The sequence below is a fragment of the Georgenia daeguensis genome, assembly GCF_039537705.1.
Classification (GTDB): Bacteria; Actinomycetota; Actinomycetes; order Actinomycetales; family Actinomycetaceae; genus Georgenia; species Georgenia daeguensis.
Genome location: NZ_BAABBA010000023.1, coordinates 15,866 through 32,225, shown reverse-complemented (window position 1 = coordinate 32,225; position 16,360 = coordinate 15,866). Strand labels below are relative to the sequence as shown.

Annotated in this window: 14 protein-coding genes and 1 tRNA gene; 13 read left to right on the top strand and 2 right to left on the bottom strand. The window is 70.9% G+C overall.

The window, feature by feature from the left end:
* The first annotated feature begins 122 nt into the window (after window positions 1-122).
* The 11 genes from ABD774_RS17775 to ABD774_RS17725 all read left to right on the top strand — a co-directional run bounded on the left by ABD774_RS17775 (window position 123) and on the right by ABD774_RS17725 (window position 12,230).
* On the top strand, window positions 123-1,127 hold the full coding sequence (locus tag ABD774_RS17775) for a UTP--glucose-1-phosphate uridylyltransferase (RefSeq protein WP_345044157.1): 1,005 nt from the start codon (window positions 123-125) through the stop codon (window positions 1,125-1,127).
* A complete protein-coding gene (locus ABD774_RS17770; RefSeq protein ID WP_345044155.1) occupies window positions 1,124-2,338 on the top strand; it encodes a molybdopterin molybdotransferase MoeA in 1,215 nt (404 codons plus the stop codon). Before ABD774_RS17775 ends, ABD774_RS17770 begins: the two co-directional genes overlap by 4 nt.
* A 7-nt stretch (window positions 2,339-2,345) precedes the next feature.
* Complete coding sequence (locus tag ABD774_RS17765; protein ID WP_345044152.1) at window positions 2,346-2,951, top strand: GNAT family N-acetyltransferase; 606 nt, start codon at window positions 2,346-2,348, stop codon at window positions 2,949-2,951.
* 89 nt (window positions 2,952-3,040) lie between these two features.
* Window positions 3,041-4,270 carry a hypothetical protein gene (locus ABD774_RS17760; protein WP_345044149.1) on the top strand — a complete coding sequence of 410 codons (1,230 nt, stop codon included), beginning with the start codon at window positions 3,041-3,043 and terminating at the stop codon, window positions 4,268-4,270.
* Between the two features lie 115 nt (window positions 4,271-4,385).
* A tRNA-Ala gene (locus tag ABD774_RS17755) sits at window positions 4,386-4,458 on the top strand.
* Between the two features lie 323 nt (window positions 4,459-4,781).
* On the top strand, window positions 4,782-6,764 hold the full coding sequence (locus tag ABD774_RS17750) for an MFS transporter (RefSeq protein WP_345044146.1): 1,983 nt from the start codon (window positions 4,782-4,784) through the stop codon (window positions 6,762-6,764).
* Window positions 6,765-7,346: 582 nt separating this feature from the next.
* Window positions 7,347-7,949, top strand: a complete 603-nt coding sequence (locus ABD774_RS17745; protein ID WP_345044144.1) for a TRAP transporter small permease subunit — start codon at window positions 7,347-7,349, stop codon at window positions 7,947-7,949.
* Window positions 7,946-9,430 carry a TRAP transporter large permease gene (locus ABD774_RS17740; RefSeq protein ID WP_345044141.1) on the top strand — a complete coding sequence of 495 codons (1,485 nt, stop codon included), beginning with the start codon at window positions 7,946-7,948 and terminating at the stop codon, window positions 9,428-9,430. Before ABD774_RS17745 ends, ABD774_RS17740 begins: the two co-directional genes overlap by 4 nt.
* Before the next feature lie 163 nt (window positions 9,431-9,593).
* Entirely contained in the window at window positions 9,594-10,712 is a 1,119-nt protein-coding gene (gene dctP / locus ABD774_RS17735; RefSeq protein WP_345044138.1) for a TRAP transporter substrate-binding protein DctP, read from the top strand.
* Between the two features lie 70 nt (window positions 10,713-10,782).
* Window positions 10,783-11,751, top strand: coding sequence for an NAD-dependent epimerase/dehydratase family protein (locus tag ABD774_RS17730; protein ID WP_345044136.1), 969 nt, complete (start codon window positions 10,783-10,785; stop codon window positions 11,749-11,751).
* Window positions 11,752-11,774: 23 nt separating this feature from the next.
* A complete protein-coding gene (locus ABD774_RS17725) occupies window positions 11,775-12,230 on the top strand; it encodes a nuclear transport factor 2 family protein (protein WP_345044133.1) in 456 nt (151 codons plus the stop codon).
* A 115-nt stretch (window positions 12,231-12,345) separates the two neighbouring features.
* Here the strand turns inward: ABD774_RS17725 and ABD774_RS17720 are convergent, their stop codons facing one another.
* Window positions 12,346-13,281: a VOC family protein gene (locus ABD774_RS17720; protein ID WP_345044130.1), complete on the bottom strand. Its 936-nt coding sequence runs from the start codon at window positions 13,279-13,281 to the stop codon at window positions 12,346-12,348.
* 145 nt (window positions 13,282-13,426) lie between these two features.
* Window positions 13,427-14,209, bottom strand: coding sequence for an IclR family transcriptional regulator (locus tag ABD774_RS17715; protein ID WP_345044128.1), 783 nt, complete (start codon window positions 14,207-14,209; stop codon window positions 13,427-13,429).
* A 78-nt stretch (window positions 14,210-14,287) separates the two neighbouring features.
* On the opposite strand from ABD774_RS17715, the gene ABD774_RS17710 reads away from it, so the two are divergent.
* A complete protein-coding gene (locus ABD774_RS17710) occupies window positions 14,288-15,394 on the top strand; it encodes a PDR/VanB family oxidoreductase (RefSeq protein ID WP_345044218.1) in 1,107 nt (368 codons plus the stop codon).
* 57 nt (window positions 15,395-15,451) lie between these two features.
* Window positions 15,452-16,231: an IclR family transcriptional regulator gene (locus ABD774_RS17705; protein WP_345044126.1), complete on the top strand. Its 780-nt coding sequence runs from the start codon at window positions 15,452-15,454 to the stop codon at window positions 16,229-16,231.
* Window positions 16,232-16,360 lie beyond the last annotated feature (129 nt).

The window sequence follows — 16,360 nt, the reverse complement described above, 5'->3', positions numbered from 1 at the left end:
CCAGTCTTTCAGCCGCGACCGTCACAAACCACCAGATCCGTGCGTTTCGCCGACCGCGGAAGGCGGCGTGCCGTGCGACGGCCCGTCATCCCCCGTTCACCGGCGCCCGTTAGCCTCGGGCTATGTCAGCACACGAGAACGCTCCCCGTACCAGGGTCCGCAAGGCGGTCGTGCCGGTGGCCGGCCTGGGTACCCGTTTCGCCCCCGCCACGAAGGCGATCCCCAAGGAGATGCTCCCCGTGGTGGACCGTCCGGCCATCGAGTACGTGGTCGAGGAGCTCGCCGAGGCGGGGATCGACGACGTCCTGATGGTCACCGGCCGCGGCAAGGGGGCCATCGAGGACCACTTCGACGCCGCCCCCGAGCTGGAGGCCACCCTCGAGCGCAAGGGGGACGCCGCCCGCCTCGCCGCGGTGCGCCGCTCCTCCGGCCTCGCCCACCTGCACTTCGTGCGCCAGGGCGAGCCCAAGGGGCTGGGCCACGCGGTCCTGCAGGGCAAGGACCACGTCGGCGACGAGCCGTTCGCCGTCCTCCTCGGCGACGACCTCATCGACGCGCGCGACACGCTCCTGACCGACATGATCGCCGTCCAGGAGCGCCTCGGCGGCTCGGTCATCGCCCTCCTCGAGGTGGACCCCGCCCAGATCAACCTCTACGGCGCCGCCGCCGTGGAGCCGACCGACACCGCGGTCGGAACGCTCGGGCAGGGCGACGTCGTCAAGGTCTCGGAGCTGGTCGAGAAGCCCCCGGTGGAGGAGGCGCCCTCCAACCTCGCCGTCATCGGCCGCTACGTGCTCCACCCGGCGGTCTTCGGCGTGCTCGAGCAGACCGGGCCCGGGCGCGGCGGGGAGATCCAGCTGACCGACGCCCTGCAGACGCTCGCCCGGATGGATCCCTCCGAGGGCGGCGGCGTGCACGGCGTCGTCTTCCGCGGGCGCCGCTACGACACCGGCGACAAGCTCGACTACCTCAAGGCGGTCGTGCAGCTCGCCGCCGACCGGGACGACCTCGGGTCGGACTTCACCGCGTGGCTGGAGGCGTTCGTCCACGGCCGCCGGGTGGAGCTCGGCTCCGCCCCCGCCGCCGGCCCCGGGGCGAGCGAGCCCCACGCGCCAGTCGGGCCGTGAGGAGCGTCCAGGAGCACCTCGCGGCGTGCCTGGCGGCGGTCGGGCCGCTGCCGCCGCTCGAGGTCGTCCTGCCCGACGCCGTCGGCTGCATCCTCGCGGAGGACGTCGTGGCCGCCGCCGACCTGCCGGTGGCCGATCTCGCGGCCACCGACGGCTACGCCGTGCGGGCGGCGGACGTGGCGGAGGCGCGCCCGGACGCGCCGGTGACCCTGCGGGTCATCGACGAGGTGCGGGCGGGTGCGGTCGACCCGATCCACCTCGTGCGCGGCACGGCGGTGCGCATCGCCTCCGGCGCGCCCCTGCCCGTGGCCGCGGACGCCGTCGTGCCGATCGAGCAGACGGACTTCGGGCGCGCCACCGTCGCCGTGCGGACCGCCGCCGTCGAGGGGGAGAACGTGCGGCGGCGGGCCGAGGACCTGCGGGCGGGGGAGATCGTCCTCCCCGCGGGGGAGCGGGTCGGCGCCCGCCAGGTCGCGCTGCTCGCGGCCGCCGGCCGGGGCCGGGTCGGCGTCCATCCGCGCCCGCGGGTGGTGATCGTCTCCGTGGGCGACGAGCTGGTCGAGCCCGGCCGCCGCGCCGAGCCGGGCCAGGTCTACGACGCCAACGGCCATGCGCTCGCCACCGCGGTGCAGGACGCGGGCGCCGCGACGTTCCGCGTGGCCGCCGTCCCCGACGGGCGCCGCGAGCTGCGCGAGACCCTCGAGGACCAGCTCGTGCGGGCGGACCTCATCCTCACCACCGGGGGTCTCTCCTACGGCGGGAACGACACCGTCAAGGAGGTGCTCGCCCCGCTGGGTACGGTCCGCTTCGACAACGTCGCCATGTGGCCGGGTCGGCAGCTCGGCGTCGGGCACGTCGGGGACGGCACGCCGATCTTCGCCCTGCCCGGCGACCCGGTGGCCGTCCAGATCGCCTACGAGACGTTCGTGCGCCCCGCGCTGCGCACGATGGCCGGCTACGCCGAGCTCTACCGTGACTCCGTCCCTGCGGCCGTGACCGACGGCTGGTACTCGCCTGCCGGGCGGCGCGAGTTCGTGCGCGTCCACGTCACCGGCAGCCCCGCCGAGGGGTACCGGGCCGAGCCGGTGGGTGCGCCCGCCTCGCTGCTGCTCTCGGCGCTGGCCCGGTCCAACGCGCTCGCCGTGGTGCCCGAGGACGTCACCGACGTCCGGCCGGGGGACCGGCTGCACTGCCTCCTGCTGGACGCGTGAGGGAGCCGTGACCGCCGTCGTGCCGTGGCCGGTGACCCTGGTCGAGGACCGGGTGGGCCTGCGGCCGCTGCGCCAGCGCGACCGCGCCACCTGGGAGCGGCTGCGCCGCGCCAACGCGGCCTGGCTGGAGCGCTGGGAGGCGACGTCGCCCACCGGCGAGCCGCCGTCGACCTTCCGGTCCTACGTCCGGACCCTCGACCGGGGAGCCCGGGCCGGCACGGCGCTGCCGTTCGTCGTCGAGCTCGACGGCGAGCTCGTCGGCCAGCTCACCGTCTCCTCCATCACACGCGGGTCGTTCTGCTCGGCGACGATCGGCTACTGGGTCTCCGAGCACGTCGCGGGCCGGGGCGTGACCCCGCTCGCCGTGGCCATGGCGAGCGACTTCGCCTGGTACGAGGCGGGCCTGCACCGGATCGAGATCAACATCCGTCCGGAGAACGCCGCGTCGCTGCGCGTGGTGGAGAAGCTCGGCTTCCGGGACGAGGGGGTGCGGAGGCGGTTCCTGCACATCCAGGGCGACTGGCGCGACCACCGCTCGTTCGCGCTCACCGCCGAGGAGGTCCCCGGGGGGCTCGTGCGACGCTGGCGGGAGCGCGGCGGCACGGTGCGCTGAGGACGTTTCGGACCGGCGAATCACACTGGTGCAAGACACACCGCACGCCGGTCCTCCGCCCGGCAGCGGTGGGGACCTAGCGTAGTGCCGTGGAGCTTCAGGGGTACGTGGTCGTTGCGCTGACCCTGATTCTTCTCGGCTACCTGCTCCCGCACCTGGTGCGGACCAGGCAGCAGCTGCTCGACTCGCGTGTGGAGGACCGGTTCTCCGGCGATCTCCGCATCCTGGCCACGGCCGGGACGCCGGACACGGCCCAGGGAAGGGTCGTCCACCCCCGGGGCCACACCAGTGGCGCACGACCGTACCTGCACGACCCCGCCCGACGACCGGAGGCACCCATGAACAGGCCTCGTGCCCGCTCCGAGCGCGCCACGGAGGACGCCCGCGCCCTCGCCGCGGCCCGCGCGGCTCGTGCTGCCCGCGTCTCGCGCCGCGCGGCCGCCGCCCGGCGCCGCCTGGTGCTCACGGTCGCGCTGCTGCTCCTCAGCGGTGGCGCCTGGGCCGCGGTCGGGCTCGCCGGCGCCAGCTGGGCGCTCGCCGTCGTCCCGACCCTGCTGCTCGGCGCGGTGCTCGTCCTCGGCCGGCGCACCGCCGTCCGGGCAGCCGCGCACGACCGCCGCGACCGGGCGGAGATGGCGCGCCTCGAGGCCCGCCTGAAGGCCGTCTCGCGCCGGGCGCAGGCGGCCCCGCCGCGGCGCACCACCACCGGCACCGACCGGCGCGTGGCGTCCGGGGACGTCACCGGTCAGACCGGTGCTGAGGCCTCCGCAGAGCGCGATGTCGAGGTCACCGCCGAGCGACCCGGCACGTCCGCCGTCGACGGTCCGGGGGAGGACGACCTCGAGGCGCCCGTGGCCCGGGTGTCGTCGCGCGCCGAGTCGGTCGCCGGCGCGGCAGACTCCGCACCGGTCGCTCTCCCCGAGGGGGCGTCGAACGACTCCGGCGAGGACGACCCCGAGGCGCCCGCCGCTCGCACACAGGGCGTCGAGGTGTCCGCGGAGGAGGCACCTTCCGCGCACCGCGGCGACGGCGACGCGGACGGACTCGCCGACGGGACGGCGTCGACCGGCACGGTCGAAGCCGCCGACGACCGTCCGTGGACGCCCGTGCCGGTTCCCGCGCCCTCCTACACGCTCAAGCAGGACGCGCCCCGCCGCGACGTCGCACCCTACGAGACGGTCTCCGGCCCGACGGCGGCCGTGCCGCAGCGACCGAGCGTCGCGTCCCCCGCGGGTGCACCCGTGCAGGTCGAGGAGCCGGTCGCGCCCACGCTGGACCTCGACGCGGTCCTGGCCCGTCGCCGCGCCGCCGGCGAGTAGCTCGCGAGCTGGGGGCACCCGCACGTGACGTACGCAACTGGCGCGGAACGGCCTCCGATTTCGCACCACCGCCGGGGCCGGTGCTATCGTGGTCCGGTGCTCGCGAGGGCACGATGGGGCTATGGCGCAGTTGGTAGCGCGTCTCGTTCGCAATGAGAAGGTCGGGGGTTCGAATCCCCCTAGCTCCACTTCCGGAAGGTCCTTGACCAGGCATCAGCCAGGTCGGGGACCTTTCTCGTTCCTGGATGGCGCCGGCGCGGATGCCGTTCCACCCATCGCCGTCGAACGGTCCGCGCCGCTGCAGCAGGTCCACGCCGGAGGCGGGCGGGTGACCGTGACCCACACCTCGCGCCCCAGCACCGGCGCAGCGGGACGTTCGTCCCGTATGCTCGACCACGGCTCACGAGCCGCAACGGCGCATCGATGACACGACACGCGAGGTGCTCCACAGCAGCTTCTGACACGGCACGGTCGACCGCGTCTTCCGTACCCCACCGTCAGGAGCACCTTCTTGTCGTCCCATCACGCCCAGGCACCTGGCACCTCGCGCGCCGCGATCGGCATGATCGCCGTGGCCGCCGCCGCGGCCTTCCTCGCCACCTTCAACGAGACCTTCCTCAACGTCGCCCTCACGCCGATCATGACGGACTTCGGGATCGACGTCTCCGTCGTGCAGTGGCTGGCCACCGGCTACCTGCTGGTCGCCGCCGTCTTCGTCCCGGTCTCCAACGTCCTGTACCACCGCTTCCGCACCCGGCCGCTGTTCGTCGCCGCCGTGGCCTTCCTCGTGGTCGGCTCCGTCGTCGGCGCCCTCGCCCCGAGCTTCGGCGTCCTGCTCGCCGGCCGGCTGCTGCAGGCGGTCGGAACCGGCCTGCTCACCCCGATCGGCATGAACATCACCCTCGCGGTCGCCCCGCGCGAGAAGCTCGGCCTCGCCATGGGCATCATGGCCGCGATGACCACGCTCGGCCCGTCGATGGCGATCGTGGTGTCCGGCGCCCTGCTCTCCGTCGCGCCCTGGACGACCCTGATGTGGGTCTTCGGCGCGCTCTCGCTGATCGTCCTGCTGGCCGGCGCGGTGCTGCTGCGCAACGTCGCCGAGCTCGGCCGCCCCGTGCTAGACGTCCTCTCGTTCCTGCTCGTCGCCGTCGGCCTCGTGGGCCTGCTCTACGGCATCTCCACCGCGTTCAGCGGCTCCCCGCTCGTCGCCGCGATCACCGCCGCGGTCGGCATCCTGGCGCTCGCGGCGTTCGGCGTGCGCCAGAACCGGATCGAGCACCCGCTGCTGAACCTGCAGCCGTTCCGCAGCACCCCCTTCGTCCTCGGCGTCTCCATGACCATGCTGGGGCTGCTCTTCGTGTTCGCCATGAACGTGGTGATCCCGATCTTCCTGCAGTCCGTGAAGGGCCAGACGCCGATGGGCGCCTCCCTCACGCTGGCCCCCGGCATCCTCATGACCGTGGTCCTGGGCCCGGTCGCGGGCCGACTGTTCGACCGCCACGGCGGCCGCGTCATGATCCCCGCCGGCTTCGCGATCATGGCCGTCTTCGCCCTGCTGGTCGGCGCCGCCGCCGGCCACGAGTCGGTGCTGCTGTTCGCCGCGCTGTACGTGCCCGCGGTGCTGGCGACCTCGCTGGTCATCGGCCCCTCCCAGACCTTCGCGCTGTCCAGCCTGGACCGTCAGAGCAGCCCCCACGGCGTGACCGTGGTCAGCACCAGCTTCCAGATCGCCGGATGCCTGGGCACCTCGCTCGCCATCGGCGCGTACAACGCGCTGACCACCCGCGGCCTCGCGAGCGGCTCCGACCTGCTGGGCGCCTCGGTCCTCGGCTTCCGGGGCGCCGCCGTGCTGGTCGCCCTCACCTCGGTGGTCGGCGTCGTCCTCGCCTTCGCGGCCACCAGGGCCGCTCGGGCCGCCCGCGCGGCACGCGCCGCCGAGGCGGGGGAGACCATCGGTTCCGGCCGCGCGCACACCGTCGTGGACCTCATGAAGACCGACGTCTACGCGCTGAGCACCGAGCAGAACGTCCTTGAGGCCCTGCAGATGTTCACCGATCGCGGCATCTCCGGCGCGCCCGTGCTGCGCCCGGACGGGTCGCTGGCCGGCTTCCTCTCCGACGGCGACGTCATGCGGTACCTGTCGGCCGAGCACCCCAGTTCGACCAACATCTACTCCTTCGCCATCGGCGAGTCCGACGATCTCGAGGACGCCCTCGCGGACCTCGTGTCGCTGCCCGTGATGCGCCTGGCCACCCACGAGGTCGTCACGGTGGACGCGAACGACTCGATCGCCGACGCCGTCGCCGTGCTGTCCGACAAGCACCTCAAGAAGGTGCCGGTGGTCCGCGGCGAGAACGGCCCGATGATCGGGATCGTCAGCCGGTCCGCGGTCAATCGGCTGGCCATCTCCTCCTACCTCGCCTCCCGCGAGGAGCAGGCCCGGCCCGCCGACGGCGAGACCGGCGCCGTCGAGCGTGAGCCGCAGCTCGCCTGAGCCGACGGACGTCCCGTAGGTCACGACGAAGCGGGTGGGGTGCCGAGCAGTTCCCCGCCCGCTTCGTCGTTCCGGCACCGACGCAAGCCGGCTGGAATCAACGCCTCGCCGTCCGCTTCCCACCGCGGGCGACGGAGCCCCGCCCGTTTAGATGCGGAGGGTGCGGGCCCGGTCCACGCGCGGGCCCACCAGCACAGGGCGACGACGGAGGCCGACCCGGTGACGAGGCCGCTGAGGGGACCCACACCCACAGCAGGCGGGGGTGAGCCAGGTGCCGGTCATCGCCACGACCACCAGCCCCGACGCCCAGGTCCTGCTCCACCGTGAGCAGCCAGTAGAGCAACGTGAGGAACACGGTCGACTGCAGCCCCACCCAGCCCGCCACCAGCCACAGGAGCCGGTGCTCGCCGCGCAAGTTCCAGAGGCTGGAAACATGCGGAACGGCCCAAACCTCGCGGTTAGCGTGATGCCCTCGCCGTGTCGCAAACGAAGGAGTTGGCGAATGTTTGATGGCCGTGTCATGGGGCGCCTGATCCGTGTTGAGGTCAGCGTCCTCCGTGAGTTCGCTTGGGAGTGTCGTCCATGATCGGGAAGCTCGATCGAGCCGTCGCCAAGGTCTCCAACGTCCTGGGCATGGTCTCCGGCGTGGTCACCGTGCTGCTCATGGCGGTGATCCTGGCCGATGTCGTGCATCGCCTTGGGCGAGGCAGCTCCCTCGTGGGCGCCTACGAGCTCGCCTCGGCGCTCCTGGTGGTCATCGTCTTCTCGGGCATCTCCTACGTGGAGCGTGCCGACGGCAACGTGAAGGTCACCTTGCTCACGGACCGCCTGCCCGTCCGGGTGGCAGCCGCCTTACGTGCGACCGGCACGCTGGCCGCGCTCGTGACCGTCCTGTGGTTCACGCGCGCCACCGCCATGGAAGCCATGGCTTCGTTCGGGGTCCGTGAGGTGCAGGCGGGGGTCGTCGACTTCCCGATCTGGCCCATCCGGATCGTGATCGCGCTCGGCTTCTTCGCGCTGGTCTTCGAGTTCCTGGTGCGGTTTCTGAAGCAGGCGAGCCTCGTGCTCGTCTCTGCGCCCGCCCCCGCGGCCGGGGTTGCCGGCAACGCCGAAGGCGCCAATTCCGACGACGCAGACTCCTCGGTCCTCGCGGCGGCCGGAGTGGCCGGGGGTGAGCGCGCATGAGCGTCGAGCTGATCCTCGTCGTCGTCGGAGTCGTCTTCCTCGCCCTGCTCGTCGCCGAGACGCCCATCGCCTTCTGTCTCGCCGGTGCCGGCGTCCTGGGCATCGCTCTGATGAAGTCCGTCGGCGTGGCCGACGGCGCCATGGGTTCGGTCCCCTTCAGCGCCACTAGCAACTACAGCCTCACGGTCATCCCCATGTACGTGCTGCTGGGCATGCTCGCCCTCCACGGGAAGCTCGCCACGCGGTTGTACGCGGTGGCGAGCCGGCTCCTGGGCTGGCTCCCTGGCGGGCTCGGCATCGCCACGGTCGGGGCGTGCGCGGGCTTCGCGGCCGTCTCTGGCTCGAGCATCGCCACGGCGGCGACGATCGGCAAGCTCGCGACGGCGGAGATGCGCCGCTACGGCTACCCGGCGGCCCTGGCGGGCGGCATCGTTGCCGCCGCGGGCTCGCTCGGGGTCCTGATCCCGCCAAGCATCCTCATCGTCCTGTACTCGATCATGGCCGAGGTCTCCATCGGCAGCATGCTGGTCGCAGGCATCGTGCCCGGCATCGTCCTGGCGGGCGCCTACGCCGCGTATGTGCTCGTCCAGGCCAAGCGCCTCGACCTCAGCGCGGGAAAGAACCTCGCGACAGAGCTCGCTGTTGCTGGCGGCCTCTCCACCGCGACCCAGGCAACGGCGTCCACCGCCCAGGCGGCCACCGCCACCCGAAGCATGAACGCGGCACCGGGCGGCTCGCACACCGGCGGGGGAACCGCCGTCGCTACGCTCGAGCACGATAACGACGACGCCGAGGGACCTGAGAACCCGACGTCCTTCCAGATGGTGCGCGCCGTCGTCTGGATCGTCCTGATCTTCGCCGCCATCCTGAGCGGCGTGTTCACCGGGGTGTTCACGGTCATCGAGTCGGCCGCTGTCGGGGCGCTCCTCGCGCTGGTCATGATGGTCGTGGAATCCGGCAAGTCCGGGCCCCGCGTGGTCTTCCACCGCCTCAAGGTTGCCGCGCTGGAGTCGACATCCGTCATCGCGATGGCGTTCGGCATGGTCATCGGAGCGATGATCCTGACCCGCTTCCTCGTCATGGCCCGGGTGCCGAACCGGCTTAGCGAGTGGGTCACCAGCCTCGACGTCGCCCCGACGATCGTCGTCATCGCCATCCTGCTGAGCCTCATCCCGCTCGGCATGTTCCTGGAGTCGCTCTCGATCCTGGTGATCGTGGTGCCGCTCGTGGCGCCGGTGGTCCACGAGCTCGGATTCGACCCCATCTGGTTCGGCATCCTCTTCGTCATGATGGTCGAGCTGGGCCTCATCACGCCGCCCGTCGGGATGAACGTGTTCGTCACCGCGACGACGTCGAGGATCTCGGTCGAAAAGGTCTTCCGCGGGGCCATGCCGCTCTTCCTCGTCTCGCTCGCGGTCGTCGCCCTGCTCTTCGTCGTCCCGGAGATCGTGACGTGGTTGCCCGACCTGCTGTCTGACTAGGACCGGACTCACGAATCACGGGTCACGTGCGTCCTCGTGACGCAGACCCGCACGCGTCGGAGCCTCGACGCAACCCACCATGTCGTCATGCCTGTGGCGCGCAGTCACAGCAGTCCAACCACCTGCCGACCCATCGGGTCCATTCATCTGAGGAGCCATCCCCGTGAAGAAGTCCAGCCTCATCCCCGCGGGCGCCGCAGCCGGTGCCATCGCCCTCGTCCTCGCCGGCTGCAGCAGCTCGTCAGCCGGATCCGAGGGCGGCGGCCAGAGCGAGGTCACGATCAGCTACGCGTCCTTCGTCGACGCGAAGAACCCGCACAGCCTCGCCTTTCAGGAGTGGGCCGACCAGGTCACCGAGGCGACCGACGGCGCTGTGACGTTCGAGCCCAACTACAACGGCTCGCTGTGCGCGGCCGGGGAGATCGTGTCGTGTGTCGGCGCGGGCACGGCGGACATGGGCTTCACCTCCGCCGCCTACGAGCCCTCCCTCCTGCCGATCACCATGCTCGGCACCATCGGCGTCGTCACGAATGACGCCCAGGCCCAGGCCGACGCCGGCACCGCCCTCTACGAGGAGTCCGAGGAGCTGCAGGCTGAGTTCGAGGGCCAGGGCATCCGCCTCATGTTCAACACGCCCGCCGCCCCCAACGTCCTCGCCTCGGCCGAGGAGGTCGCCGACCTCGATGCCCTCGACGGTTCCACCATCCGCGCCGCCGGCGAGGCCGCCATAGCCCTGGAGAAGCTCGGCGTAAGCCCGGTGAACATGGCGATCGCGGAGGTTTACGAGTCGATCGAGCGCGGCGTCATCAGCGGCATCCAGACGTCGATCGACGGCATCTCCTCCAGCCGACTCTTCGAGGTGGCGCCGCACATCTACGACGTCGGCGAGTACATGGGCAACGGCGTGCTCCTGCACACGGTCATCAACCAGGACGTGTGGGACAGCCTGAGCCCCGAGGCGCAGGACGCCATGACGGCGGCGGCCGACGACGTCGCCGGCCGGTTCGTGGCGGACTTCGCACGCGCCGGCGCCGAGAGCGACTGCACCAAGATCATCGAGGCCGGCGGCACGGTGCAGCCGATCGGCCCGTCGGAGGACGGCGTCGCTTGGGCCAAGGCCGCGCAGGAGGACCAGATCGCCAACTGGGTCGAGGACGCGAGCGGTGCGATCGATGACCCCCGCGCCCTGTTCGACCGGTTCGTCGAGCTCGTCGAGGAGCGCGAGAGCGGGGACGACGCATTCACCCCCGCCGGCGTCTGCATGGAGATGCAGGGCGCCTGACGCTCGCCTCGGACCCATGACGGCCCCCCAGTGGCGCGCCGTCGTCGCAACACGATCAAGTGAGGAAGTCATGGAGACAGTTCTCGTCACCGGCGGCTCCGGGATGCTCGGTTCGGCCGTCGCGGCCGGCCTCGTCCGCGCGGGTCACCACGCCGTGGTGTTCGACCAGCGGATCAACGAGCAGAACATCGGCTCGATCCGCGACCAGGTCACCGTCATCCAGGGTGACGTCTGCGACCGCGACCAGCTCGAGGCCGTCGTCACCGAGCACCGGGTCACGCGCATCATCCACCTCGCCGCGCTGCTCTCGGTGCACGTCCAGGCGGATCCGGACCGCGGGCTCCGGGTCAATGCTCTGGGCACCAACAACGTGTTCGACGTCGCCGTCAGCCTGGGCATCAAGCGCGTGGTGTGGGCGAGCACCGCCGCCGTCTACGGTCGCAAGCACCACTACGAGAAGCTCGTAGGCCGCGGCGGCGCGGTGAGCGAGGCCGATGCGCCCACGCCCCGGGACATCTACTCCGCCACCAAGCTGCTGTGCGAGCTCCTGGCGCAGCGCTACGCCGCCTTGGGGCTCGACGTCGTCGGCCTGCGCCCCGTCACCACCTACGGTCTGGGCGTGCAGACCGGCGCCGTGGGAGAGCTGCTCGCCGCGATCGACGAGGCATCGGCGGGACGCACCGGCCACGTGGGCAAGTACTGGTCCGAGGACGCCCACATCAACCCCATCTTCGCGGTCGACTGTGCCTCCCAGTTCATCCAGACCTGTCTGCATCCCGAGCCGCTCCAGCAGCCCATCTACAACACCGGCACCGGGGAGTACGTCACGATCGGGCAGATGATGCGGGTGGCCACCGAGCTGACCGGTGCGCCGATCCTGTTCGACCACCAGGCGGGGGACATGGAGGTCTTCGACTGCGTCGACTGCGACTCGACCGCCCTGCGGGACGAGCTCGGGTGGGTGGCGCAGTACGACCTGCGCACAGCGGTTGAGGCCTGCATCGCCGAGTTCCGGCGCACCGTCAGGGATGCGGCGTGACGTCGGCGTCAAACACTCAGAACGTGGGGAAGCCTGCCGTGCACGTCATCACCCGCGACGACGTCGTGGACGTCGTCGGCCGATACGCGGACTGCCTTGACCGGCGTGACTTCGCGGCGTTCCAGGAGCTGTTCACCGAGGACCTCGTGGCCGAGTATGCGGGCGGCGATCCCGTCACCGGGCGCGACGGGATCGTCGGGTTCGTGCAACGGGTGGCGCTCGCGGACCTCACCCAGCACTTCCTCGTGCCGAACGTCGTCGAATGCGACGGTGCCACCGCGTCGGTGTCGTTCCACGGTGTCGCCGTGGCCGTCACGGGGGAGCGGGCCGTGGTCCGCGGGCTGACGTACACGGCACAGCTCGTCGCCAGGCCCGACGGCGCGCAGATCAGGGGGATTCAGCAGCAGGCGCTGTGGTCCACCGAGCTGGACGTCAAGCAGAACCCAGGGGCGCTGTTCGCGGGCGGCGCCCCGAGGTAGACGAAGCACTCCCCGCACACGGATGGACGAAACTGCGGCTTACCTGGCAGCGTGCCGGGTAAGCCGCAGCTTTCTATCCGGTAACTCGGTGTCCGGTGGCCTCGCGCGGCGGGCCTCAGCCAGCTTCGGTGAACCCCCACACGGCACCGAATGAGCCTGCCGGGAACGTGTGGATGCCCTCGGCGGACCGGGAGAACGCTACGTCCTGCCCGGCCAGGTGTCCGGCCACTGCGTCGAGGTCAGTCACTTGGAACGTGATGCCGACGTACTGGTCGGCCTGGGTCTCCTCACCCGAAATGACGTCGCGGATCGGCTGCGTGCGCGGCGTCGCGAACCGCATGACCGACTTTGCGTACAGGACGTCCACGAAGTCGGCGTCCAGGCGCTCGCTGTACCCCTCGCCGACGATCTGCCCGCCCAGGACCTCCACGAACAAGCGGAGCGCCCGCTCACGGTCGTGCGTCAGCACGGTGTGGTGGGCGCTGGTGACGATGCCCAGCGGATCGTCGCGGGAGACGACGCCGGGCCGCCATGCAGGGTCGAGGCGCGGGTCGGCGAGCTGGGAGTATTTGGGCCAGTGCCGCCGGCCCATCCGGTAGAACTCGTAGGTCAGCCCCGTGTCCTCCGGCAGCGTCCAGATCATCGGGCAGTCCCAGACCAGGTTCGACTGCGGCACCTCGCCGTCGTGGATGAGGTTGCCTTCCTGGTCCCGCGTGCGAAAGCCGTGACGCTCCAGGCCGCGTGCGACGTCCTCGATGTGGTCGGTGTACCAGGCGATGTCAACCAGGCCCGCACCCTCGCGGTAGACGGACGCGCTGCGGTCGCCCGGCAGCTTCAGCAGGGACGGGCACAGGACGTCGAGGCTCACGTCACCGAGCACGAAAAAGTAGGAGTAGTTGATCGGGTAGTCGGGGTTAAGCACGGCGAGGTCGAACTTGTCCTCCCACCGCACCTCCCGTCGGCCGAACACGCGGCGGAACCATCGGGCCGCATCCTCCAGGTCCTCGACGACCAGCGTGGGGTGGAACATCATCGGGTATGGGTTGAACAACGGGCGGTCCCTTCGCGCGTCCGACAGATCTCGCGACGCTAACAACGCCGCAGGCGTCGGTGGCGGGACTTCCCGTGGGCGGAAACCCCGACGGTGGCACGCGCCCCAAGAGCGCCGGTGGGCAGTTCAAAGGCTGGCCGGTGGGTCAGCTCAAGGGCCCGTTGTCCCATGCGCTGCGCAGTTCGGCGCGCACCAGCTCGCATGTGCGCAGCAGGGCCTGCCCATGCTTCTCGGCTATCGATCGGTTGAAGCGCACCGTGGGCGCAGCGATCGAGAGTCCCGCATACAGGTCCCGCTCGGGAAGGCTGATCGACGCTCCCAGGGCGCCGACCCCCGGTTCGACCTCCTCCTCGTTGAGTCCGTACTGGCGCTGACGAACCTCGCCGAGCGCGGCGAGGATCGCCGCCACCGACCAGGGCCTCCTGCCGGCGCTCGGGGATACGCCCTCGGCGTACAGAGCCACGACGGTGCGGGGATCCATCTCGGCGAGCACCGCCTTGCCGGCGGCCGCTGCGTGGGCCGGCACGGAGGTCCCGGTCCGCAGGGTGACACGCAGGTTGTGGTGGCTCTCGAAGCCGTCCAGCAGCTTGACCTCCTGCCCGGACAGGATCAGGAGGTGGACCGTCTCCTGAACGGTCGCGTTCAGGTCCTGGAGAAACGGACGGACGATCCGGATCAGCTGAGGGATGCGCTCCTCCACCCGCGGGCCGAAGATCCGCGGCCCGGGGCGGTAGAGGCGGTCCTCGCCCTGGATGACATAGCCACGGAACGCCATGGTCGAGAGCAGCCGGTGCGTCGTCGAGGCGGCGACGTTCAAAGCGCGGGCGGCGTCGTGGACGCCCAGCTCGCCACGGTCTGACACCAGCGTCAGGAGCATCAGAGCGCGGTCCACCGATTGGACCGCATAAGGGTCGGTGTTGTGCTGCACAGAACAACCCTAGCGTTACGTTGTGCAAGACACACCTCATGTGGCTTCATTTGTTCTGGTTCGACCCGATTGCTCCAGGTGCTCTGGGGGGCGGTCGACGTCGAAGTGGGCCATCGCGACGGAGGCACGCCGCGCGAGCCCGCCCGCACGGTGACGCCGGAAGATCCGGCGTCGTTCCGACACGTAGGGAGTAGATCAATGACAGCTGGCAGCGTTGCCACGGCACGACGAACCGACCGATCCGCCGAGGTGACCCTCGACGCTCGGGTGGTGGCAAAGGAGCCGGTAGCGGCCGATACCGTCCGCCTCGTCCTCGATCCGGTCGGCGAGCCCCTTCCCACGTGGGAGCCAGGCGCGCACATCGACCTGCGCCTCCGGCCGGACCTCGTCCGCCAGTACTCGCTGTGCGGCGATCCCGAGGCCCCGTACTGGGAGGTGGCGGTACTGCGCGAGCCCGACGGCAAGGGTGGGTCGCGTCACGTCCACGAGGACCTGGCCGTCGGCGACGTCGTTGAGGTCCGCGGGCCACGCAACCATTTCAGCCTCGCCCCGGCCGAGGAGTATCTCTTCATCGCCGGCGGCATCGGCATCACTCCCATCCTGCCCATGCTCCGGGTGGCGCAGGCGAGCAGGACACCGTGGCGCCTCGTCTACGGTGGGCGCACGGAGAGCTCGATGGCCTTCCGTGACGAGCTGCAGGCTCTCTACGGAGACCTGGTCTCGCTCCACCCGCAGGACGAGACCGGCCTGCTGGACCTCGCGAGCCTGGTCAGTGCGTGCAGCGCGGCCACGCAGATCTACAGCTGCGGCCCGGCAGGCATGCTCGGCGCCCTCGAGGCGCTGTGCACCGGCGACACAGCACCGCGCCTGCACGTGGAGCGCTTTGTTCCAAGAGAGCTCGACCCGTCCATCGAGGACAACGAGTTCGAGGTAGTCCTGGAGCGCTCGGGGCTCAAGCTGACGGTGCCCGTCGGGCGGTCCGTGCTCGAGGTGGTCGAGGATGCCGGCATCTATGTGGAGTCCCAGTGTCGCGCCGGAACCTGCGGCACCTGCGAGACAGACGTGCTCTACGGCGAACCCGACCACCGTGACTCGCTGCTCGACGAGGACGAGCGCGCCAGCTGCGAAACGATGATGATCTGCGTCTCGCGAGCCCGATGCCCACGCCTGGTGCTCAATCTCTAGCCCAGTCCGATCAGCGCACCGAAGCAACTTGTGTCAATGCCGCGAGAAGGAATGACCGTGGAGAACAACCTTTACCAGAAGCCTGCCTACGTCCTCGGCTCAGTGGACAAGGTCCTGCAGCTCCTCCAGCTGCTCCGGGACACGGGCTCGATCCGGCTACTCGACGCTGCGCACGAGCTGGATGTCTCGCCGTCGACGGCGCATCGCCTCCTGTCCATGCTCGTGTACCGCGGCTACGCCGTGCAGGACGACGGGCGCCGCTACTTCGCCGGCCCGGCGATCGGTGCCGAGGCGGCAGCTTCGACGGCGACACTGTCGGTCAAGAACGCCGTCCTGCCGTACATGGATGAGCTCGCCGCTGAGACAGGGGAGTCGGTCAGCCTGATGATCCGGGTCGGGCTGGACGTCCGGTTCCTCAGCACGGTGGAAGGGCACAACGTGTCTTGCGTGGGCGACCGCCGCGGCGCCGTGCTGCCGGCGTACAAGACATCGGGCGGTAAGGCGATGCTGGCGCTCCTGGACGAGGTGAGCGTGGCGCGCCTGTTCCGAGCGGAGGAGCGCACCGTGGACATCGCCGGGCTGCTCCATGAGCTCAGGCTCATCCGGCGCCAGGGCTTCGCGGCGAACGTGCAGTCCGCTGAGCGAGGCATCAGCGCGGTCGGTGTTGCGCTGCAGGGGCACGAGGGCTGGGTGGGCGCGCTGGCTGTCGCGAGCCCGTCCAAGCGGTTCGAGGCGCACGTGCGGAGCGGCCTCATCGGCAGGGTGATCGGCGCGCGCAAGAGGATCGAGGCGGACCTCTTCCAGCACCGGGAGGTCCAGCTTGCCGCTTCCGTCTGACGCCGAGTGGCACGGTAGCAGCTGGCGGTGGCGGCAACGGCCCGGACGGGCCGTTGCCGCGATCTGTTGTCTGCGCGGAGTCATCGCGACGTGAGCGCGCGCAACGCTCCAGCGGACGGGCGCGACCGC